Origin of the sequence: Serratia aquatilis, from assembly GCF_044865145.1 — a bacterium.
GTDB classification, from domain to species: domain Bacteria; phylum Pseudomonadota; class Gammaproteobacteria; order Enterobacterales; family Enterobacteriaceae; genus Chania; species Chania aquatilis.
Map to the genome: position 1 here is coordinate 4,726,246 of NZ_CP173186.1, position 20,927 is coordinate 4,747,172.

At 51.3% G+C, this 20,927-nt stretch carries 16 protein-coding genes and 1 pseudogene; 6 read left to right on the top strand and 11 right to left on the bottom strand.

The window, feature by feature from the left end; all coding sequences use genetic code 11:
- Positions 1–10: 10 nt before the first annotated feature.
- From tssC to SAQUA_RS21405, 4 genes and pseudogenes are all read right to left on the bottom strand, one after another.
- Positions 11–1,564 (bottom strand): type VI secretion system contractile sheath large subunit, encoded by a 1,554-nt coding sequence (gene tssC, locus SAQUA_RS21390; protein ID WP_404413102.1) that lies wholly within the window; start codon positions 1,562–1,564, stop codon positions 11–13.
- A gap of 23 nt (positions 1,565–1,587) precedes the next feature.
- The gene (tssB, locus tag SAQUA_RS21395; protein WP_380676143.1) at positions 1,588–2,085 is read right to left on the bottom strand and encodes a type VI secretion system contractile sheath small subunit; all 498 of its coding nucleotides are present in this window, start codon (positions 2,083–2,085) and stop codon (positions 1,588–1,590) included.
- Between the two features lie 648 nt (positions 2,086–2,733).
- Positions 2,734–3,225: a DUF2878 domain-containing protein gene (locus SAQUA_RS21400; RefSeq protein WP_380676193.1), complete on the bottom strand. Its 492-nt coding sequence runs from the start codon at positions 3,223–3,225 to the stop codon at positions 2,734–2,736.
- A gap of 302 nt (positions 3,226–3,527) precedes the next feature.
- A pseudogene (locus SAQUA_RS21405) lies at positions 3,528–3,647 on the bottom strand (subtype I-F CRISPR-associated endonuclease Cas1); the annotation flags it as partial.
- A 617-nt stretch (positions 3,648–4,264) separates the two neighbouring features.
- Between SAQUA_RS21405 and SAQUA_RS21410 the strand changes: the two are divergent.
- The 4 genes from SAQUA_RS21410 to SAQUA_RS21425 all read left to right on the top strand — a co-directional run bounded on the left by SAQUA_RS21410 (position 4,265) and on the right by SAQUA_RS21425 (position 11,419).
- Positions 4,265–7,564 carry an amino acid adenylation domain-containing protein gene (locus SAQUA_RS21410; protein ID WP_380676195.1) on the top strand — a complete coding sequence of 1,100 codons (3,300 nt, stop codon included), beginning with the start codon at positions 4,265–4,267 and terminating at the stop codon, positions 7,562–7,564.
- A 115-nt stretch (positions 7,565–7,679) separates the two neighbouring features.
- Positions 7,680–10,535 carry a beta-ketoacyl synthase N-terminal-like domain-containing protein gene (locus SAQUA_RS21415; RefSeq protein WP_380676197.1) on the top strand — a complete coding sequence of 952 codons (2,856 nt, stop codon included), beginning with the start codon at positions 7,680–7,682 and terminating at the stop codon, positions 10,533–10,535.
- The gene (locus SAQUA_RS21420) at positions 10,532–11,017 is read left to right on the top strand and encodes an HXXEE domain-containing protein (protein WP_380676199.1); all 486 of its coding nucleotides are present in this window, start codon (positions 10,532–10,534) and stop codon (positions 11,015–11,017) included. Before SAQUA_RS21415 ends, SAQUA_RS21420 begins: the two co-directional genes overlap by 4 nt.
- 105 nt (positions 11,018–11,122) lie before the next feature.
- Entirely contained in the window at positions 11,123–11,419 is a 297-nt protein-coding gene (locus SAQUA_RS21425; protein WP_380676201.1) for a GIY-YIG nuclease family protein, read from the top strand.
- Here the strand turns inward: SAQUA_RS21425 and SAQUA_RS21430 are convergent.
- Both SAQUA_RS21430 and SAQUA_RS21435 read right to left on the bottom strand, forming a co-directional pair.
- On the bottom strand, positions 11,406–11,909 hold the full coding sequence (locus tag SAQUA_RS21430; RefSeq protein WP_380676203.1) for a GNAT family N-acetyltransferase: 504 nt from the start codon (positions 11,907–11,909) through the stop codon (positions 11,406–11,408). The two genes, SAQUA_RS21425 and SAQUA_RS21430, sit on opposite strands and share 14 nt — an antisense overlap.
- Positions 11,903–12,424 (bottom strand): SCP2 domain-containing protein, encoded by a 522-nt coding sequence (locus SAQUA_RS21435; protein ID WP_380676574.1) that lies wholly within the window; start codon positions 12,422–12,424, stop codon positions 11,903–11,905. Before SAQUA_RS21435 ends, SAQUA_RS21430 begins: the two co-directional genes overlap by 7 nt.
- Before the next feature lie 462 nt (positions 12,425–12,886).
- Here SAQUA_RS21435 and SAQUA_RS21440 point away from each other — a divergent pair, with 462 nt between their 5' ends.
- On the top strand, positions 12,887–13,882 hold the full coding sequence (locus SAQUA_RS21440) for a peptidase U32 family protein (RefSeq protein WP_380676205.1): 996 nt from the start codon (positions 12,887–12,889) through the stop codon (positions 13,880–13,882).
- An 11-nt stretch (positions 13,883–13,893) separates the two neighbouring features.
- Positions 13,894–14,772 carry a U32 family peptidase gene (locus SAQUA_RS21445; protein WP_380676207.1) on the top strand — a complete coding sequence of 293 codons (879 nt, stop codon included), beginning with the start codon at positions 13,894–13,896 and terminating at the stop codon, positions 14,770–14,772.
- 371 nt (positions 14,773–15,143) lie between these two features.
- On the opposite strand, the gene SAQUA_RS21450 is transcribed toward SAQUA_RS21445, so the two are convergent.
- The 5 genes from SAQUA_RS21450 to SAQUA_RS21470 all read right to left on the bottom strand — a co-directional run bounded on the left by SAQUA_RS21450 (position 15,144) and on the right by SAQUA_RS21470 (position 20,875).
- Complete coding sequence (locus tag SAQUA_RS21450; protein WP_380676209.1) at positions 15,144–15,686, bottom strand: fimbrial protein; 543 nt, start codon at positions 15,684–15,686, stop codon at positions 15,144–15,146.
- A gap of 14 nt (positions 15,687–15,700) precedes the next feature.
- Entirely contained in the window at positions 15,701–16,819 is a 1,119-nt protein-coding gene (locus SAQUA_RS21455) for a fimbrial protein (RefSeq protein WP_380676211.1), read from the bottom strand.
- A gap of 28 nt (positions 16,820–16,847) precedes the next feature.
- Positions 16,848–19,400, bottom strand: coding sequence for a fimbria/pilus outer membrane usher protein (locus SAQUA_RS21460; protein WP_380676213.1), 2,553 nt, complete (start codon positions 19,398–19,400; stop codon positions 16,848–16,850).
- 50 nt (positions 19,401–19,450) lie between these two features.
- Positions 19,451–20,182: a molecular chaperone gene (locus SAQUA_RS21465; RefSeq protein ID WP_404413103.1), complete on the bottom strand. Its 732-nt coding sequence runs from the start codon at positions 20,180–20,182 to the stop codon at positions 19,451–19,453.
- 123 nt (positions 20,183–20,305) lie between these two features.
- Positions 20,306–20,875: a fimbrial protein gene (locus tag SAQUA_RS21470; protein ID WP_380676217.1), complete on the bottom strand. Its 570-nt coding sequence runs from the start codon at positions 20,873–20,875 to the stop codon at positions 20,306–20,308.
- Positions 20,876–20,927: the final 52 nt, after the last annotated feature.

A 20,927-nucleotide genomic window follows, 5' to 3' on the forward strand; every position in this document is an offset into this window, starting at 1 on the left:
GCCTCCAGCCTTACGCCTTCGCTTTCGGCATTTGTGATACCAATGACAGATCCACATCCATGCCTTCCACCTGGAAGTGCGGCACCGCGTACAGCTTCACGCGGAAGAAGCCTGGATTGTCTTCGATATCTTCCACCGTCACCTTCGCATCCCGCAGCGGGTGCGAGGCTTGCAGGTCATCACCCGGATCGGTCATCTCCGTCACCAACCCACGGACCCAGGTGTTCAGCTCCAGTTCCAGCAGGCGACGATCTTTGGTGGTGCCGATGTTTTCACGCTGGATCAGCTTCAGGTAGTGGGCTATACGCGACAGCAGGAAGATATAAGGCAGGCGGGCGTTGATGCGGCTGTTGGCCGTCGCCTCCGGCGTGTCGTACAGCGCCGGTTTTTGGGCCGAGTTGGCGGAGAAGAAGCAGGCGTAGTCGCGGTTTTTGTAGTACGACAGCGGGATAAAGCCCAGATTGGCAAACTCAAACTCGCGGGTTTCGGGGATCATCACTTCGGACGGGATTTTCACCTGGTTGCCGGTGCCCAGGTCATACAGGTGGATAGGCAGGTCGGTGACCGCGCCCCCCGCCTGCGGGCCACGAATTTGTACGCACCAGCCGTTCTGAATGAAGCTTTTCACCATGTTGGCGGCGAAGGCAAATGACGCATTGGTCCACAGGTATTTCTCGTGGTCCGGGCCTTTCACCTCTTCGGTGTAGTTGAAGCTGCGCACCGGCACGGTGTCCGGCCCATACGGCAGGCGGCCCAGCACCCGCGGCATGGTCAGGCCGATGTAGCGGGCGTCGTCGGTTTCCCGGAAGGATTTCCACTTGATATATTCGGCGCGGTCAAAGTAGTTGCCGATGTCCTTGATGGCGGCAACGTCTTCCATCGATTCCTTGAGGAAGAACGCCGGGCCGACGGCACCGATAAACGGCATGTGGGCCGAGGCCGCCACTTTGGAGAGATTGCGCAGCAGCGCCACGTCCTGCGCGCTGGCATCGAACTCGTAGTTGGAAATCACCGCGCCAATCGGCTCACCGCCGGGGGTGTCGTATTCGGCAATGTAGGTCTGTTTGTACAGGCCGCTCTGGATGATTTCCGGGCTGTCTTCAAAATCCTGCCGCAGGTCTTCCTTGGCAATATCGAGGATTTCCAGCCGCACGTTCTGGCGAAAGTCGGTTTTGTCCACCAGGGACTTCAGCCCACGCCACAGGGATTCAACGCGCTGAAAATCGGGGTGGTGCATCACCGCATCCAGCTGGCGGCTGATTTGTTCATCCAGGCTGGCAATGTGGTGGTCCAGCAGGGTTTTGTCCAGCTTGTTGACCGGGGTGCCGGACTGCTTCAGGCGCTCAAGAAACACCTGCATCGCGGCAGTGATGCGCTCATCGGCGCTGGCATCGGACATCGCCTGGTTGTCCTGCCAGACGTTAAGGTCACTCAGTTGGTCTACCGGGTTGAGATTGATTTTTTCAAACAGGGTGGCGTACACGCCCTGCGCAGGCGGGGCTTCTTTGTCCAGTGTGGTGGCATTGCCGCCTGTGGCGTTTTTCTCTTGTACAGTCATCAGCATCTTCCTTTATCGTTCCTGAGCCATTAACGGTCCTGCGGGGCCAGTGCTGCCAGTTCAGCCCGCAGTTCATCGCTCAGTGCCTCATCGCGCAGGATGGCTTCGAGCTCCTGTTTGAAGGTGCGGTTGTCCAGCAGGTTGGATTTGAGGTCGCGCAGCAGATTGCGCATCGCCAGCATGGCGCGCAGTTGTGGGATTTGGCGGGCCACCTGCTCGGGTTCAAAGTCTTTGATGGCGGTAAAATGGAGGTTGACCGCGGTGTCGCTGCCGTCACCGGCAAGGGTGTCAGGCACCGATAGGGCCAGTTGCGGGTGGAACTCAGACAGAACGCTGTCGAAGTTATTCTTGTTGACGTTGACCTTTTCGCGCTCTGACAGCGGGCGCTGCTCCTGGCCATTGCTGTAGTCGCCGACCGCCAGCAGCTTCAGCGGCAGCTCGACTTTCTTCTGTGCGCTTCCGGTGTGCAGACTTAAGCGGATATTTACGCGTGCTTTAGGGACTTCGTTTTGATAGGAGTTTGACATGGCTAACCCTGTTCAACGGAAAAAATGAAGAACGGTCTGCCCATGGAAATGAACATAAGAATGGCGAACCCTGCCAGACAACAACTTCCTTTTTAAGACAACCAATAGGGTCACAAGCCAGCACATTCATCACAAGATAATGGCAGAGCGCTGTGTAAATAAGTTTTATCTTAAAAAATAAACTTTCAGACAAAACTTATCACCAGCAGTGTAAAAACCCTATTTATATAAATAAAATTTAATTAAGTAACAAAATATTTCAAATATAATAACCTTGCGGTATAGTGCATAGTATTGATTTATATTATTTTATATAAAATAACAATCAGACCGCATTCCACAAAGGGTTGCAAGATCGGGGTGAACCATCAATAAATTACTTATATTGATAAAAAAATTAAAAAATGAATTTTTTATTCGATATTTATCTAAAAAATCACAGGGTATATTGGCGTGATTGGGTTGAGTGATATCGTTATTATGGATGGATATTCACTCAATGAATGCGCTTGACTGAAAGCGCGATGTGTTATGCAGGCGGCAGTTGAAGGCTATCGTTGGTTATGTGCGGCATTTTCTTGCCACAACACCCAACGATAGGCTACGCGCTAAAGCAGCTTAGGCGGGGTAATATCGTGAAAAGAAACATCACTCCGTTCTCCTGCGCTGTAGTGGCAAACTGATGATAGGCAAATAAATCATCCAGCCTAACGCAAGAAGCAATAAGACGGCTTCTACAGGCATAAGCCATGTCATGGCACCCAGTCTCCAACCAATCAGATAGGCCAGTGGGCCGGACACCGCACCCAACAAAGCAAGCAGCACAGGGGAAACTTTTATCTTGCTGAGTAGCCAGTACCACCAGCAACTGAAGGTTAACCACAGCGATATCATCCATAATGGCACACCGTTTTGGCCCGCAAATTCGAATGCACCGACATAGCACCACAGAGCATCCATCATCGTGCCCAGGAATGCCGCGGCCAAAACCCACTTCCGTTGCCAGGCTGGAGTGAGGATTAATGCCAGCACAGCGCCTATCAGTAACGCAGGAACGACACGCTCACGCCCCAGGACAGCCAACGTCCAGTAAGCATCGAAGCCAAGGGTGATCAACCAGAATCTTGCATTCAATTTCATCAGCGTTCCGCGCTCAGTTGTTGTGTGCTGATGCTACGCGCCAAAACCGGCTTCGCAGCCACAGAGGTAAAAGTATCTACTTACGTAGTTGTAGCACCCATCTGCTAAAGCCGCCTGGCATGACTCAGAAACTGTTCTGGGTGTTGCAATCTGTGCCCAGTAACCCGCTTTGGTATGCTCAGTAGCATCGTTTTCCGAGCTTATACACAAGTTCCTAACTCTGCCAATTTATGTGCCTGCGGCACACTTTCAATTTGCTAATCAATACGCTCGAGCACACTGGTTTCCCTTCAACTCCAGATAGGGGACCTTATAACGGTCTGCGATCTGGCCACTACCCCGTAAGCCAGATAATTACCACGACAGAGAAAACGGTTGACCACATCAACACCACCGCCACGCTTTGCACGCATTAACTCACCCTAGGCTGTGTCCCTTAACTGTCCGTGGTGCCGTCGCAGACCCAAAAGCCCGTTATCAAGGCGGAGTGCGAAGGGCATAGTGGGCCTCTGTTCAAGCCCGACAACACAGAGAACGGGCTTTTGGGGCGCGACCCTACGGGCTGGGGCCATTTGCGCTTTCTATTAGCACTGTAGAAGAAAGGGTGCAGTATCCGGTAAAAGCGTGGTGCCTAATTTTTGATCCCCACCGCAACAATTAACATTAATTATGCTGTAGTGTTGATACGCCAGATGTGGAACGCGCAGTCAAACGCAAAGCCCAATAGCGCACATCACTGAACGATACGTCGAGTGATGGGCTGTTATGTTTTATGCCGGAGTTAACGCCCTGCCTAAGTACACAGAGGCCAAAATCAGGGCACCAACGAATTATTATGCGCAATGACTTCTCGACACCCCGTAAAATCCCTCCCCAAAAAATATGCGGATTAAGCGGAGAGCGCCTCTTATTAAGACTTGAATGGAAAAGTCAACATCATATTAGTTAAAAATATTCATTTATATAAAATTATTAATGGATCTTTTGTTACAAGTTAGTAAAATTATCCATACAAATAATGTGGATAAAGGAATTCCAAATGACTACTCATGTTGAATTCTCCAAAGAAAGGGATAATGACTTTTGTGAAGATCAGTTTGACTGTTTTCCACTGACCCCTGCGCAGCGCAGCTTATATTTATTTCAAAAACCGCATCCAGAAAACCCGGCATTTAATCTGGGATTGGGTTGTGAAATCAGGGGGGATGTTGATGTTAAACGCTTGCAATGGGCCATAGAGTCCGTCCTTAACAGCGCCAGCGTATTTTCAACAATTTTTGTCAACTCCAGCAAACGAGATATCATGCAGGCCGATGAAGGTGATGACGATATCAGAACTTATGCAAAAATTTATAAGGCAGCGCGTCACTCGGTTCCGGTCCACAAAATTCCTGCAGAAAATGCCGATGCGGAACGTGCATTCGTTATGCAGGCATATGAGCAAGCTATAGAAACTCCCTTCGCTCCTGGTACCTGGCCACAGGGATATGTTGCGTTGTATCAGGGGGCTGACTGCGTTTACCTGACTTGCGTGTGTTCTCACCTGGTTGCCGATGCGCATTCAGTAAGCATACTGTTCGATACCTTTGCACAAATGTATGCCGATGATAAAGCGCTGCCCCGACTAAGTGCCCAACTGGCAGATCATCCAGCGTTGCTGGTCAAAAAAACCAGGGCTGAGCAGCAAGCTTATGATATGTATGCGAAGCTTTTTGAGAGTTTTGGTGCCAACTCTCATGCTGAAGGAGTACTCACACCACAGCCATCGGATCAGGCATCAACAGTTATCGAAGCACTGCCGGTTTCATTGGTTGATGGTGTGAATGCGGGTCAGGGAGCTGCACGCCATGGCGTTTTCCCGCTTTTGATGGCGTCTTATTTATTAACGCTTTCTGCTTTGACTGGCGTGGATGAACTGGTGGTTGGCCTGCCGGTAGCTGCGCGGATTGGAAAAAGAGCAAAGGTGTCCTTGGGTTATTTTGTTCATACCAACCCACTGCCGGTTAACCTTGCTCAATTCTCCAGCCTTGATGAATTATGCCAATGGCTTTCAAGTACTGTTTTTGGCATGGTCAGGTATCGGGATTTTGATTTCTGGGCACATGCGGCAGATTTAGTACCAAACCTGATGCAGTGCCCTCCGGTTTTAACCAATGCGTTTACTTTTTATGATCGAAACGTCTCGTTTACTCTGCCAGGCACCCAAATCAACCTGTTTCCATCAGCCCACCGCCATCTGAAATATCCGTTTTCAGCCAATGTAGCCCAAAATGAAAACGGTTATACATTGACGATTGAGTGTGCCGAGCGCTTTCTTGCTGCCCAGCCTGAAAAAATATACCTGAACGCCACGCATACCTTGCTCAATACCCCGGCATACAACCCGCTTAAGGTAAACCTGCTTACCGGGCAATTGACAGAGGTAGCGCATTCCAGCATCAAGGCCCAGGTTGCGTCTAAGGTACACGGTACACTTTGCGAACATTTGCAACACATTGCCCGGCAGTACCCAAACCAGACAGCCCTTGAAGATAATCAGCACAGTTTGAGCTATAGCGCTTTATATCAGCGTGTTGACGAACTGGGGCAGCAGATTGCCCACAAGATACCGGGGCAATATGTTGGAGTCTCGTTTCAGCCCTGTGTTGATGCAATTGTGGCCATTCTTGCCATATTGCGGGCGGGGAAGGCTTATGTGCCGCTCGATCCCAATGCTCCCAGCACCCGTTTGGCCCATATTCTAAAGGTAATTGAAGAAACTGCCCCAACAGGGCTGTATATCCTGGCCGACCACCATAATTTCCCAGCCAGTAGCAACTGCCAGATTATGTCGTTACCAGAACTGGGCAAATGTGAACCGTTGGCAGTTCAAACACCGATTCAAATATCCGATGAAAGCTCACCGGCGTATGTCATTTTTACTTCCGGTTCTACAGGTGAGCCCAAGGGGGTGAGCATCGGCCACGGCAACGTATTGCGCCTGTTGCAAACGGCGATACCAGATACTGGCATTCAGGCAGGCGATCGCTGGTGCCTGTTTCATTCGATGGCATTTGATTTCAGTGTGTGGGAAATATTTGGTCCACTGCTGACAGGCGGAACCCTGATGCTCCCAAGCCAACAGATAGTAGCTGATCCCCTTGCTTTCCTCGATTTTCTAAAAACTTCGCGCATCAACATCCTGAACCAAACCCCCACGGCGTTCCGGCGGCTGCTGACGAGTCTTGCGGTTCGCCCCATGTCACTGCCAGCGCTGCGTTGTGTGATTTTTGGCGGTGAGTCTTTGGAAGCGAATATGCTGGATGACTGGTGGAAACAGTTTGGTCAACAGGTACGGATGATCAATATGTACGGAATTACCGAAATTACCGTGCATGGCACCAGTTATGCGATCCCCCCCGATTCCCCCCTGAAGTCGCGCAGTATTATCGGTCGTCCACTTGCTGACCTTGGCATGAGCGTCGTGGACAGGCACTTGCGGCCAATGCCTCTGGGGTGTGCGGGTGAGTTGATAATCTGGGGGCCAGGATTGGCACAATGTTATCTCAACCGTCCGCAACTGACAGCAACACGATTTGTCAGGGGTACCGAACTGGCTGGGGTGGTCTATCGCAGCGGCGATAAGGTTCGTCTGCTGGCCGATGGGGAACTGGAATATCTGGGACGTCTGGACCGGCAAGTTCAGTTAAGAGGCTATCGAATTGAGCTGGGTGAGGTGGAAACGGCATTACGCGCCCATCCGAGCGTGCGTGATGTGATTGTCAAAGTGATATCCGATGGAGAATATGAAGCGATGCTCGCCGCATGGATCATTCCTGCAACTGCGGATTTTTCCAAAGTACAATTGCAATCGGCGATGGCATCAAGTTTACCCGTTTATATGCGTCCAGCAGCACTAATCATGGTGAAAGCCTTTCCGATGACGGTGAACGGCAAAATTGATGAGACGGCATTGCCACATCCAGCAAAACCACCCAGATTACCTCAGCTTTCAACAGAAATGAGCAGGGAGCAGCATATCGCGCTGTTGTTTGCTCAGGTACTAGGCGTAGAACACATTGGGGTAAATGAGCGTTTCTTTGATGTTGGCGGTACATCCATGCACCTATTGATCTTGTTGTCGAAAGTCAGCGCTACCTTTTCTTTACCATCACTAAGCGTGATGGACCTGTTTGAGCACCCAACGGCAAGAAGCCTGGCTCAACACATTGAGACGATCTCAGCGGAACTCAACGCGTCAGCACAACACGCCACCACTCCGAGGGCGCAACGACAAAGGCCGGGTTATCGCCCACAACGTAGCCAAAGTCTGAGCGAACTGCACAAATATTGGCAATAAAAGCCGGATATCCACACAACAATCCCGGGCATTCCGGGATCTGCATTTACTTTGATCTATACAGCATGATGACCTCTCGGGTCATTTAAAACATGTGAAGGGAGATTGATTTAAAATGGATTATATCACTACACAAAACCCTGCCCCCACTTCGGATAACGTGCCACAAACCGCTGATATCGCCATTATTGGTATGGCAGGCCGTTTGCCGGGAGCAGAAAATCTGGATGAGTTTTGGCAAAACCTTTTGCATGAAAGAAGCAGCATTCGTGAGTTGTCGGCACAAGAACTGCAGCAAGCCGAGATCCCCCAATCATTGATCGATCACCCATACTACGTACGCGCCTGCGCACCTTTGCATCAGGCAGAATATTTCGATGCTGCGTTTTTTGGTATCAGCGATGCCGAAGCCATGCTGATGGATCCGCAGCAACGTTTGTTTCTGGAGACAACATGGCGCGCCCTGGAAGATGCCGGACATGCGGGCGATGTGTCACGGTTAAGGATCGGAGTGTTTGGTTCGACCACCAGCAGTAGTTATCTGGCGCATATTGCACCGCACGGGGTATGGGATCCGCAAGGCGTTGATTACTCCACGCTGATAGGCAATGACAAGGATTTCCTGGCAACCCGTACCAGCTATTTTCTTGGTCTGACCGGTCCGTCACTCACGGTTCAAACTGCGTGCTCCAGTTCCCTGACGGCACTACATGTTGCCCGAGCGGCCTTGCTGGCCCACGATTGCGATCTGGCAGTGGTGGGAGGAGTCAGCATCAGCTTCCCACAGCAGGCAGGCTATCTTTACAAAGAAAAAGGTATCTTATCTCCTGATGGCAAGTGCCGGGTCTTTGCTGATAACGCAGCAGGTACAGTGAAAGGTAATGGTGTCGCCGTTGTTGTGTTGCGTCGATATCAGGATGCTGTGGCTGACAAGGACCATATCCGGGCATCTATTATTGGCAGCGCGGTGAATAACGATGGAGCAGATAAGGTTGGCTTCACCGCCCCCAGTCCATGTGGGCAGGCAGAAGTTATTGCAGATGCATTGTCAGACGCACAGATCAGTCACACTGAGATCGGCTACATTGAAGCACATGGGACTGGCACCTATCTGGGGGATCCAATCGAAGTCCAGTCCCTGGCCCGTGCCTATGGACGTGACCAAGAGCATAGTGAGAAATCCATGTGTTACCTAGGCAGTGTTAAAGCCAATATTGGGCATCTTGATGCCGCAGCGGGTGTAACCGGCCTGATCAAGGCAGTGAAAATCCTGCAACATCAGCAGATACCGGGGCAGATTTCCTGCCAGCGTACCAACCCAGCACTGCAATTGGAAAAACGTGGGTTTGTTGTCAGCCCTAAAACCGTCCATGTCGATTCCCCCATACAAGCGGCTGCGGTCAGTGCCTTTGGTATCGGGGGTTCCAATGTACATGTCATTGTTCGCGCTGAACCTGAAACAGAGCGGCCTCCTGTACCTGAAAGTGAGTTTGGCTTTGTTATTACGGGAAAAAATCGGGAAGAAATCGTCAAACTGGCGCACCAACTGAGCGTATTCATCGAAGCTAATCCGTCCGCCAGACTTGATGACATGGCCTTGACACTCGGCATCGGGCGTCGCCGTTTGAATATTGGCGGTATACTCCGGGCGTCAAATCGTATCCAGTTAGTCGAACGTTTGGGCGCGCTGGCAGCTGGCTTACTCGAATTGAACCCCATACCAGAAGAATCAACCTTATCCTGGCTGGGCAACATCCAGTTTGCACAGCGACTGTCGATGCCTGGGCAGCCAATGCAAGCACATCGTTACTGGCCTGATCATCAGTCAGCACAACATACTGCCACGATACCTGACGTGGCAACGCTTTCAGCCGAACCCTTGGCGCAGGAGCAGTGGAGCGAAGTTATCACCGAGATTTTTTCCAAGCTGCTTAGTAATGCCAACTTGCGAGGTGATGACGATTTGCTAGATAGCGGCCTGGATTCTATGGGGCTGGTTGACGCCGTAACTCAGATACGCGATCGCCTACATGTCACAATCGGTTTTGAAGATATCGAAGCAGGACGCACTGTAAACCAGATTGTGCAGCGCATACAAAATCATGCCAAACCGCAGAAAACACCGGACTCTTCCTGCTTTGCGGGTCAGGCACCAGGCAAGACTTCTGGCGGTCTGCTTGTACCGCTGCGTTCAGGTCCGGGAGCCAAATTGTGTCTGGTGCATCCGGCTGGCGGCTCCGTCCTTGGCTACGCTTCACTCGCCAAAAACCTACCGAGCGAATACGCTGTCTACGGCATTACCTATCCGACCCATAGTGAACAGCAAGGCCGCTCTATACGAGCATTATCATCGCGCTACCTGGACGAGATTAGCGAACTGGGCGATCCATCATCGCTCATCCTGGGTGGATATTCATTCGGTGGTAACGTAGCATTTAACATGGCCATGGAATTGCAGGCACGTGGCCAGCAGGTACATAAAGTTTTACTGCTCGATTCACATCCACCAGCATCGTATCTGGATAGTAATCATTTACCTCCAGATTACCCCAAGGCATTCGTGCATCTTCTACCTGAACTGCTTCCCGGTTTTGATGCCCCAACTACGGATTTTTCCGGCCTCACCATGCGGCAAATTCTGACACGAATAGGTAAAGACCGTTGGTCTGAGGATTTTGAACAAGAACTGTATCGGTTCTTCAAAATCTGGTGTGATAACCACCATGCGCTGAAACACTGGCATCCGGATGACCAGTTACATGTACCTACCGTACTCATCGAAGCGCAGGAGCCAGAAAACCCGTTGGTACTGGAGTGTCTGCATATTGGCCGACATGGGGCAGATAACTGGCAGCATCTGTTGAGCCAGAGATTGAAAGTAGTACCCACACTGGGCAACCATTACTCAATGCTTCGTAAACCAGAATATATACAGAGTCTGGCAGAAGCGATCGGCCGTGGCTTGCAATGATGATACAGAAGGGATACTGGATGGCCATGCTGGTAGCATTTGCCATCCATAATGCAGAAGAATGGCTCTGGATAACGCAGCATCCAATCCAGCAACTGCCATTTAAATTGCCTGCCAGACTGTATGCGTCCGAACCGCTTGGGTACGCCATGATTTTCCTGACGCTGATGGCAGCAATACCCTGTGTAGCAATAGGGTTCGGCGCATCGGGTATCTGGATGAAGTTGGGGTTCATTTTAGCCGGCGGGCTTGGATTAAATACGCTCATGCACATTTCACGAGCGATGATCACCTGGCAATATAATCCCGGCTTGTACAGTGCTGGCGTACTGTTGTGTACGGTCATATTGGCAGTTGCCAGTCACTGGCCGCTTCTTCAACTGACTACTGGCCTTAAGCTGGTTTTGCTACTTTCGGGGGGGCTGTTGACAATACCGGTGATTGCGCTGGCACTGCTGGTTGGCAATGTGTTCTCAAGTTAGTAGGGAGCAGGTTTTGTTATTTATCTGTTGAACTCAAGCCGCTAACACTGAAAAATGGCAGTGTTTATCTTCCGGAACTCCGTATGAAACATTGCACAAGCCGTTATGACTGACTTGCTCTGGCATCTCTATATGCTGCGGATGCCGGGTGGAATGCTGTATACCGGCATCACGACCGATGTTATGCGGCGTGTTGCGCAGCATCAGGCCGGTAAAGGGGCCAAAGCCCTGCGTGGGAAAGGAGAGCTGGAGCTGGTTTTTCACTGCATGGTGGGGGACCGCTCAACCGCTCTGAGGCTGGAGTATCGGGTTAAGCAATTGAGCAAAAAACAAAAAGAGAAGCTGGTAATAAACCCGCCTCCCTCATTGGAATATTTACTACCCGTGGCTAAAAACGATTAAAAGGTGCCGAGTACTCAACCAGCCCCTGCACGCCATCCAGCGCGTTTTCTGCCAGCGGATAGACCTGGAATGCCGCTTCCGTTCCCGGCCAGCGGCAACTCAAGCCGAACTGGGCCGCCGTTTTGAAACCGAAGCGCCCGTAGTAGGCGGGTTCACCCAGCACCACAACTGCGGCATAGCTGAACTCATTCAATGCATCCAGCCCTTCGTAGACCAGTCTTTCGCCTAAACCTTGGCGGCGTAGGCTTTCTTCTACCGCGATTGGTGCCAGGCCAACCCATTGCCGATCAACACCAGCAACGTCAACCGGGCTGAAAGCTGCATAGCCCACCACGCCACCTTGATCATCAGTGGCAACAATGCCCAACGTCAGTAACCCATCTTCACGCAGTTGCTGCACAAGTTCGGCTTCATCATCACGACCAAATGCATTGCGCAACAGGGCATCAATGCCTGCGGCGTCTACCGGAATTTCAACACGGATCAGCATGGCTGCGTAACACGGGCAGGTTGCACCGTGTCCTCCTGCAAGCCTGCTTCGACAAAATCAGCCAGTTGCAGCAGGGCAACACGTAACGTCGAAGGCATCGAATCCAGATCGATGGCATCCATCAGATTTTTTACATACAGGCCCAATTCTGTATCTCCTTCAATCTGCAACCGACGCTGGAAAAACAGCGTGTCGGGATCTTGCTTACGCGCCGCAATCAAGATCAGATCGTTGGCTTCGCCGCTGAAACTAACGTCGGCTTCAGCCTGTTGGCTCACCACCAGCCTATCGTTCTCTACTGTCATAAACCATTGTAACGCCAGATCGCGTACTTCAATCTTCAGCCAGCGCGATTCGAGAAACTCTAAATCGCCATCCGCCAACGCCTGACGAAATTGCCAGCTCAGTACCTGCTCAAGAAGCCGGCGCTGCAGAGCAAACGGCGTGAATTTTAATGGTACGCGCAACAGCGACGGCCCTTGGCGCACTATGCGTGCTCGTAGTTTTCCCAACACTGTCATTCACTCCTTTCAACTCAATCTTGGGCTATTTTGCCACATTGAAGCACCGTATAACCGGCCTATATCAACAAATATACTCAAAATAATTCGGGTTGCTTGACAAAAACGCAATGCGTTTTTGAACAGCGCTTGCGCTGGCCCCGTAGGGGCGAGGCCCAATTTTGGGCCGAGTAACGCGGCAAGCTTGCGAAGCCCCAGGAGCATAGATAACTATGTGACTGGGGTGAGTAAGCGCAGCCAACACCCAAGCAACTTGAAGTATGAAGGGTATAGTGCAATTCACATCCGTGATTACCTTTCTATCAATACGCCAGAAACTGCCTCAAATCAAAGCCAGTGAGTGCCAGTTTCACTAAAATTGTGCCCCATTTACATTATTGCCGGGCCAAGTTACACCCGGCTACGCTTATCACAGCATATACCTCGCTAGGCATATGACTGAATCAGGAAATATCTATGGAGCTGCTTTGTCCCGCTGGCAATCTGCCAGCCTTGAAAGCCGCGGTGGATAATGGCGCTGATGCCGTTTATATCGGTCTGAAAGATGATACCAATGCGCGCCACTTCGCCGGGCTGAATTTTACCGAGAAAAAACTACAGGAAGCGGCAGACTATGTGCACAAGCATGGCCGCAAGTTGCACATCGCTATCAATACCTTTGCTCACCCCGATGGTTATGCGCGTTGGCAGCGTGCCGTAGATATGGCGGCGCAGTTGGGAGCCGATGCGCTGATTCTGGCGGATTTAGCGATGCTGGAGTATGCGGCAGAACGCTATCCGCAGTTGGAACGCCATGTTTCGGTACAAGCCTCCGCCACCAATGAAGAAGCCATTCGTTATTATCAACGTCACTTTGATGTCGCGCGTGTGGTGTTGCCGCGTGTGCTTTCAATGCATCAGGTGAAACAGTTGTCACGAACCAGCCCCGTTCCGCTGGAAGTGTTTGCCTTTGGCAGTCTGTGCATTATGGCCGAAGGGCGCTGTTACCTTTCCTCCTATCTGACTGGTGAGTCGCCCAATACCGTTGGGGCCTGTTCTCCCGCACGTTTTGTACGCTGGCAGCAAACGCCACAAGGTATGGAATCGCGCTTGAATAATGTGCTGATCGATCGCTATCAGGACGGGGAAAACGCCGGTTACCCCACCCTATGCAAAGGCCGCTATCGGGTGGATAACGTGCTCTATCATCCACTGGAAGAACCCACCAGCCTGAATACGCTGGAGCTACTGCCAGAACTGTTCGCCGCCAATATTGCTTCGGTAAAAATCGAAGGCCGCCAGCGCAGCCCGGCTTATGTTAGCCAGGTGACACAGGTATGGCGCCAGGCGATCGATCGCTGTAAAGCCAATCCCGCTGGCTATCAGGCTGAGGCTGCCTGGATGGAGACGCTCGGTGCGATTTCCGAAGGCACCCAAACCACCCTTGGCGCGTATCATCGCAAATGGCAGTAGCTGGAGGAACCATGAAATATGCATTAGGCCCAGTACTCTACTACTGGCCAAAAAAAGATGTGGAAGCCTTTTATCAACAGGCCGTCGTCAGTAGCGCCGATATTATCTATCTGGGGGAAAGCGTCTGTTCCAAACGGCGCGAGATGAAAGTAGCAGACTGGCTGGCACTGGCGCGGGAAATTGCTAAATCCGGCAAGCAGGTGGTGCTATCGACCTTGGCTCTGCTACAGGCCCCTTCCGAGTTGAACGAGTTGAAGCGCTATGTTGAAAACGGTGATTTCCTGATAGAGGCCAACGATCTGGGCACGGTAAATCTGGCCGCCGAGCGCAACCTACCGTTTGTCGCCGGTCATGCCCTTAATTGCTACAACGCCTACACGCTGCGCCTGTTACACAAGCAAGGCATGATGCGTTGGTGCATGCCAGTAGAGCTCTCACGCGATTGGTTAACGAACCTGTTGAAGCAATGCGAGGAGTTGGGGTTCCGCAATCAGTTTGAAGTGGAGGTTTTGGGCTACGGCCATCTGCCACTGGCATACTCGGCACGTTGCTTTACCGCCCGTTCGGAAAACCGTGGCAAAGATGAGTGTGAGACCTGCTGCATCAAATATCCTCAGGGTAGGATCGTCAACTCGCAGGAGAACCAGCAGGTGTTTGTGCTGAATGGCATTCAAACCATGAGCGGTTATTGCTACAACCTCGGAAACGAACTCACAGGAATGCACGAGTTGGTTGATATCGTGCGCGTTTCGCCACAGGGTGTAGAAACATTAGCGTTGTTCGACAGTTTCCGGGCCAATGAGCAAGGAACTCAGCCGCTAACACTCATCGACCATGCAGAATGCAACGGCTACTGGCGGCGTGTGGCCGGGTTGGAGCTGGTGCCATAACCACCAATAGCGATACGGTGTTGTTCATGCCGGCATCAGTGCTATCTGTTGGAGCCTAGGCTGTGTCCCTTAATTGCACGCGAGCGCCGCTGGCGGTCATTTGCGCACAGGGCAAGGCGAGAGCCGCGAGGTTTGGTGGACCAAATAAGCGGCGAACAACGCAGCAATGCGCGAAAATGGCCCCAGCCCGAAGGGTCGCGCCCCAAAAGCCCGTTTTCTGTGTTGTCGGGTTTGAACAGAGGGCCACTCTGCCCTTCACCCTCCGCCTTGATAACGGGCTTTTGGGTCTGCGACGGCACCACGGGCAATTAAGGGACACAGCCTAGTATAGGGGAGGCTTATCACTCCCCTTTTCTGGCTGCGTGCGCTCCTCAGTCGTAGGAGATATCAAACTGTATCGTGCTTTTCACTTTGCCAGACGTCGCCGCCCCGGTGGCATAATATTCATATTCAATATCACACTGGCTCTGGCGATTAACAATCACCGCACAACCAACGCGCGGACTGCCGCGTAGATCCAGCGGCGTGTCATTCATCAGCAGCCTGATTTGAACATTATCGGCCTCATCACTCAGGGTATTGACCAGATTCCCCGTCTGCGCGCTGACGGTGGCCCCATTATGCAAAGTGATATAAGGCGTATAACCGTTAGTACAGTGTACTCCCCCCAGAAAGATGCTGCTTTTTTTACGGCCCGAGGTCTTCCCTGCGCGATCAAGGTTGCCCGTATACACCTGAGGCAGCGTCCAGTCATAGGTTTTATTGTCTTGCCCCTCTACACTGTCGAAATAACAGGTAGCACTCTTGATGGAGCCTGTGACGTTCAATACACCGTTAGACGCAGCCTGCACGCTTACCACGCAACAGAACAGCACCAGAACAGCGGTTTTTCTCAATATACTTGCTATGCGCATCTCACGCCCCCCGATCACTGATAGATGATCATAAACTCTATTTGAGCATCGGCCTTGCCTGGTCGGATAGGCATTGAGGTCTGAATATAGGTAGCCTTGACGCCTAGGCTGTAATCGCTGGCGCGATCTTCCAAGAAAGTAATAAAGTTCGACAGATCGATATCCTGGTTGAACTTGGCAATCTGGTAACCGCCATTCTCCTGCTTGAAGCTCAGTTGAACACCGACTCCAGACGCCGCATCCCCTGACGATGTATTCAGCTTCGAGATACCCTGATCGGCATCTTCATACCCGTTACGTGGCGTGAGTTTGATGCTGACAACATTGGGTTTGATAACACCATAAGAAGTTGTGCCATAAAAGGCCGGGCAACCTGAGAGGACGATCTGGGTTTCGGCGCTGCCAGCCGTGCTACCAACTCCGTTGAATTCATCCGGGTAATGTTCCCCAAGCGGCAGATAATAGTTACTGCCCACGTTGCAGGTGGCTGGGATCACCGTCAAATTGCCGAGAACGATAGTTCTACGGTAGCCAAAGTTCACGCCATTACCGTCCAGCGAGGTACTGAACTTGGGCAAGTCACTGCCGGTGATTGTTCCACTGCCAACAACGTTATCGGTTTTAATAAAATCAATATTGAAGCTGAGCGGAGCATCACCATTCTGACCAGAAAAATTCACGAGGGTATCGCTGCTATTTGAAAGATATGCGGTGATCCTCCCTGGGATCGGCAAACGTTGCGTACTTCCATCAGGAGTGCTCTGCCACATTGCGATCCCGACACCTGGAATATTGGTATTGAATACGATAGGTGACGTACCAGCACTGTAGCTTGACTGACCATAAGGCGCGCTGGTAAGGGTACCGACCAGATCGTAGCTCCCCGCCTTGCACAGTAGGACAGCCCCACTACCATTGGTCTGAATACGCTGGGAGTAGATCACACTGCCAACAGGCAGATTTTCTCCAACGGTTACGTTACCGCCGATATTCAGACGGGTTTCGAGCGGAGCAACAACGGTGGAACTGCTATCCCAACCGCAGCCGGCAGTTTCAGCCAGCGTATTTTTTATAGGTAGGCATGTGAGAGATAGCAGTAACATCACCATACCTGGCGCGATTCTTTTTTTCATCTGTTTCCTCATTTGCCTCGGCACTCGGCTACTGGCAGACACCCGGGATCACCTGTTGCTCCCCCTCTGACGAGGAGGTAGGTAATGAGTAATGAATGCTGCAGCGTTCTTTCTGGGCATCCCCCCATCTCACCTGCAGAACGCCTGACTGGGCAAGGTCATGGACAACCAACAGGCTCGCCTGCGCAACCACCCCGATAGCGTTGTTTTGTGCATCGTAAACGTTGGCCGCAAAGGGGAGTGGCGAGCCATCGTGCCGCTTCGCTTTGATGTAGGTTACCTTGCTGGTCTTGGTTTCATAATCAAGCAACGCCAGCGCACCGGCGCGAGGCACCGCAGAACTGCTGCTGGAAAGCAGCTCAACGTCCTGCGAAATCCCATTCGGATCGATATCCACCTGGTTGAGGTAGTAAGGCCGCAGGTAGGGCACAATCGCATAACCAAAACGATCCACCTCAACGCCAGAAGCACTGGTAACCAGCGCACCCTTTGCCCCTGGAGCACGTACTAGGCCACCAGTTTCCCCCAGCGATTGCCCCAGAGTAATACCACCACGGTGAACAACAATGGCACCATCAATACCGGAAGAAAGCTGCTGGTTGCCCTGCCCATAGCTGTAACTGGCGTTCAAGTTGGCCTGCGAAGCGCGGTAGCCCACCCCGCTACTGAAGAAGTTGGTATTAGAGGCGGTATCACGGCTGGTGCTGACCACATAGTTAAACTGATTCTGCTCACCGGCATTACCAGACAGCCCGATTAGGCCGTTACTGCCTTTGCTGTCGGTCACTCCGGTGAAATTGAGCGTGGGGGCGTGTGTGCTCGAACCTAGCGGCAGTGAAAGACTCAGCGAGTACTGGGTTTCCCGCCGATCCGGTGAGCTATCCAAGAGCCCAGATGCCTGGCCGCTCAGCGTCCGGCTTATCGCAAATGTATAACTGAGGTTGCGCCAGAAGTTGCTATAACCTACCTGCATACTTTGCTGGGAGCCCTTGTCACTCCAGTAGGTGGCATGGTTGCCGGTGGCATACAGGCTTCCCCAGCGTTCTCCCAGCGGCTGGCTCACCGAGAGCGAAAACACACTGCGCTGGCGTCCATAGCTATTAATGTCTTCGTTGCGCAGCAACAGATCGCGCAGGTGTACGGCATCATTCAGGCTCAAAAAGCGGTCAGTTGAGTATCGATACGCCATTACCGAGAAACTGGTTCGCGTTTCCGGATAGACCTTGCTAAAACCGATACGGTAGCTTTGCCCTGAACGTTGATCCTGCTCTGGCAGCCGGGCGATCGATTGGGTCACATCAAAAGAGAATGCGCCAAAGGGGGTATTCATTGCGCTACCAATTAGCGCTGAGAAATAGCCCTGACTGCCTACAACGCCGGTATAACCCGTGATGAGATTATTCAGACCAAGCTGATACGTCAGGCTGCCGAAGCCAGGCTTATCAGACAGCCCGACACTATTCACTTTGCCCGCAGCGAATTCATAGCGGCTCACGCCAGGCCGCAGCATCTGCGTGACCGAAGCATAAGGGACAGAAAAAGTGCGTACCTGCCCATTGGCTTCTTCTACCCGAACCGTCAGTTCACCGCCATAACTAGTAGGGTAGAGATCGTTAATCTCAAACTGCCCCGGCGATATGGTGGTTGTATAAATGGTAAAGCCATTCTGCTCAATAGTGACTCTGGCATTAGTATTGGCAACACCACGTATCACGGGCGCATAGCCACGCAGAGAGTCCGGTAACATACGGTCATCTGAATACAGCCTGACGCCACGGAAACGTATACCGTCAAAAAGCTCACCGCTAGTGAAGGCATCACCGATAATCACCTGGGATTTCAGTAGCGTAATATCACGACCAAGGTAGGTGGATGTGCTCTTGTAGCCCTGAGCACCGTTGGAGCCCCAATTGGCAGTACCGTTGTTGCGCAGGCGCCAGGGGCCAAAGTTCAAGCCATTGCGTAGCCCGATAAAACTGTAGGTGTTGGTATCCTCACGCTGTTTGGATTGATAGACGTTGGCGTTATAGTTAATCATCAACGCCGTCAAACCATCCTGCCAAAGTTTAGGGCTGACATAACCTCGCGGCATTCTATTCAATAGCAGCTGTGGTATTGAGATCGCCAGCTTTTGTTCACCGAGGTCAAAATCGGACATCGCCCCCGGCAGAATATCGCTGAGCGAACCGCAATATCCTTCAGCTTCCAGTTGACTCAACGGCTGTGGGGGGCTTTGCTCCAAGAGCCGTTTTTCACTCAGGTTAAGCAAAGTAAAGAAACTACCTTTGAAACAAGGAGTGGAATCAAAGCGACTACCTGCCTTCAATTGAAAATTGATCTCCTCTTCACCGAGCAATTGGCCATTTAGCTCGATCCGCGCATTATAGACTCCGGGGACAACAACGTTGGCGCGGCTAAATTGGGCCGGATCGAATTTCCCGGCCTTTCCCCCTGGAAAAAAGCTGGGATCAAATCTCACTTCTTCCAGCGGTTCTGCGGCATAGGTAGAACTGGCCGAAATCATGGCACAGGAAAGGATCCATTTCAGTCCACTACTATTTGCCAGTTTATGCGTAGTCATAGCATCCTTGGCGACTCAGATAAGCCAATAATCCTGAAAAATGGTTAATACTAACGACTCAATGAGTATGTTTTTTCAACAAAAGACCCATAGTCATTGACGGCATTAACCATTACTGTGTTTGGCAGCCCAGCGTTGGTGCGGCTGCGTTTTACCTGAAAGGTCTGCTCGGAAAAAGGCGCAATCATGCCACCCTCACTGCCCGCCACCGCCGCTATCCCTATCCCAGGGACTCGTACTGAGGCGTAACTGATGTAATAAGGTGTAGGGTTGTTGCCAATCAATTTTTCCCCTTGCAAACGCCAGGTCACCTTCGCGATAACCTCAGTTGACAGCCCTTGCAAAGCAGCAGGCCGATAGAAAACTTTCAGACGGTTACGATAGGCAATGGAAAGGTAATTCTTGTCACCTTTCGACTGAGGCGGCACTTCAAGCACGTTGATCCAGTAAAGTGTTTCGCGATCGGTTGCCAGGTTTCTGGTCGGTGCTGCGGTAATACGCAGAGTTTGTGCCTTATTGGGTTCAACACGTGAAACGGGGGGCATAATAGTAAAAGGCACATCGCTATCTTCAGGAAGCGCGTTAGCATCCCCCGCATCAATCCAGGACTGCACCAGAAGAGGAAAACGGCTTTTATTTTCCAACTTCAGAGTGACTTCTTTTTTATTAGAAGGGTAGATAACACGAGTACCAGAAATAACAATCCCCGCATTTAGGCATGATGAAAACAACCCCAAAATAAGGAATAAAAATCCTAACCAGTATCTTTCCATGAAGGGCATAATCGCCTCGTAAATATATCCAGAATTTCAATCCACAGGCTCACCTTCAACCTCTAGCTTGAAATGGTTTGAGTATGACGGTATTAAATAGGCCCTGTGTAACCAGGGCCTTTTCACTACATATTATTGATAGACAATAGTGTATTTGACCGTAGAAGCCACTTTACCGGCCGTTGCCGGGCCATTAACAGCAACGTACTGACCGAAATAATTGTACACTGCCGTGTTATCGACGATCATTTTACTAGGAACACTCGAATCGTCCCTGAGATCGATAACTTGATTGTCATCGGCATTCAGGATTTGAATTTCAACGTTACTTGCTGGTGTCGCCGAAGCATCAATATTTTTCAACCAGCCAGTGTTTGAATCGATAGCAGGGCTGTTCGGTTCGAAATGCACTTTAGCCATCTTCCCATTGGTGCAGTCGGGATCACCATTACCACCCAAGGTGATTTTAAATGGTGTTGCGTTGGCCACTGCACCGGCAAAATTCAGCGAACTAACCTCAACCTGTTTCAGGTCAACGTCGACATCAACATCGCCGAGATTTGGATTTTGACCGTTAATCAAACAAGTCGTGGTAGTGACTTCACCCTCGAAATTGATATTACCATTACTAGCGAAAGCAGGAGTTGCCGCAATAGTGCCTAAGGCGCATGCTATCGCCACTAATAGAGTATTTCTTTTCATTTAAATAGTCATCCTGTTAATTGTCCTTGAATACTCTGAATCTTCGGGTTGA

What these genes read in the sequence shown, in the direction of transcription:
- SAQUA_RS21420 (WP_380676199.1), top strand. Translation starts at nt 10,532, where the DNA reads ATGATGATACAGAAGGGATACTGGATGGCCATGCTGGTAGCATTTGCC.
- SAQUA_RS21440 (WP_380676205.1), top strand. Translation starts at nt 12,887, where the DNA reads ATGGAGCTGCTTTGTCCCGCTGGCAATCTGCCAGCCTTGAAAGCCGCG.
- SAQUA_RS21415 (WP_380676197.1), top strand. Translation starts at nt 7,680, where the DNA reads ATGGATTATATCACTACACAAAACCCTGCCCCCACTTCGGATAACGTG.
- SAQUA_RS21470 (WP_380676217.1), bottom strand. Translation starts at nt 20,875, where the DNA reads ATGAAAAGAAATACTCTATTAGTGGCGATAGCATGCGCCTTAGGCACT.
- SAQUA_RS21445 (WP_380676207.1), top strand. Translation starts at nt 13,894, where the DNA reads ATGAAATATGCATTAGGCCCAGTACTCTACTACTGGCCAAAAAAAGAT.
- SAQUA_RS21450 (WP_380676209.1), bottom strand. Translation starts at nt 15,686, where the DNA reads ATGCGCATAGCAAGTATATTGAGAAAAACCGCTGTTCTGGTGCTGTTC.
- SAQUA_RS21460 (WP_380676213.1), bottom strand. Translation starts at nt 19,400, where the DNA reads ATGACTACGCATAAACTGGCAAATAGTAGTGGACTGAAATGGATCCTT.
- SAQUA_RS21400 (WP_380676193.1), bottom strand. Translation starts at nt 3,225, where the DNA reads ATGAAATTGAATGCAAGATTCTGGTTGATCACCCTTGGCTTCGATGCT.
- SAQUA_RS21410 (WP_380676195.1), top strand. Translation starts at nt 4,265, where the DNA reads ATGACTACTCATGTTGAATTCTCCAAAGAAAGGGATAATGACTTTTGT.
- tssC (WP_404413102.1), bottom strand. Translation starts at nt 1,564, where the DNA reads ATGCTGATGACTGTACAAGAGAAAAACGCCACAGGCGGCAATGCCACC.
- SAQUA_RS21455 (WP_380676211.1), bottom strand. Translation starts at nt 16,819, where the DNA reads ATGAAAAAAAGAATCGCGCCAGGTATGGTGATGTTACTGCTATCTCTC.
- tssB (WP_380676143.1), bottom strand. Translation starts at nt 2,085, where the DNA reads ATGTCAAACTCCTATCAAAACGAAGTCCCTAAAGCACGCGTAAATATC.
- SAQUA_RS21430 (WP_380676203.1), bottom strand. Translation starts at nt 11,909, where the DNA reads ATGCTGATCCGTGTTGAAATTCCGGTAGACGCCGCAGGCATTGATGCC.
- SAQUA_RS21425 (WP_380676201.1), top strand. Translation starts at nt 11,123, where the DNA reads ATGACTGACTTGCTCTGGCATCTCTATATGCTGCGGATGCCGGGTGGA.
- SAQUA_RS21465 (WP_404413103.1), bottom strand. Translation starts at nt 20,182, where the DNA reads ATGCCCTTCATGGAAAGATACTGGTTAGGATTTTTATTCCTTATTTTG.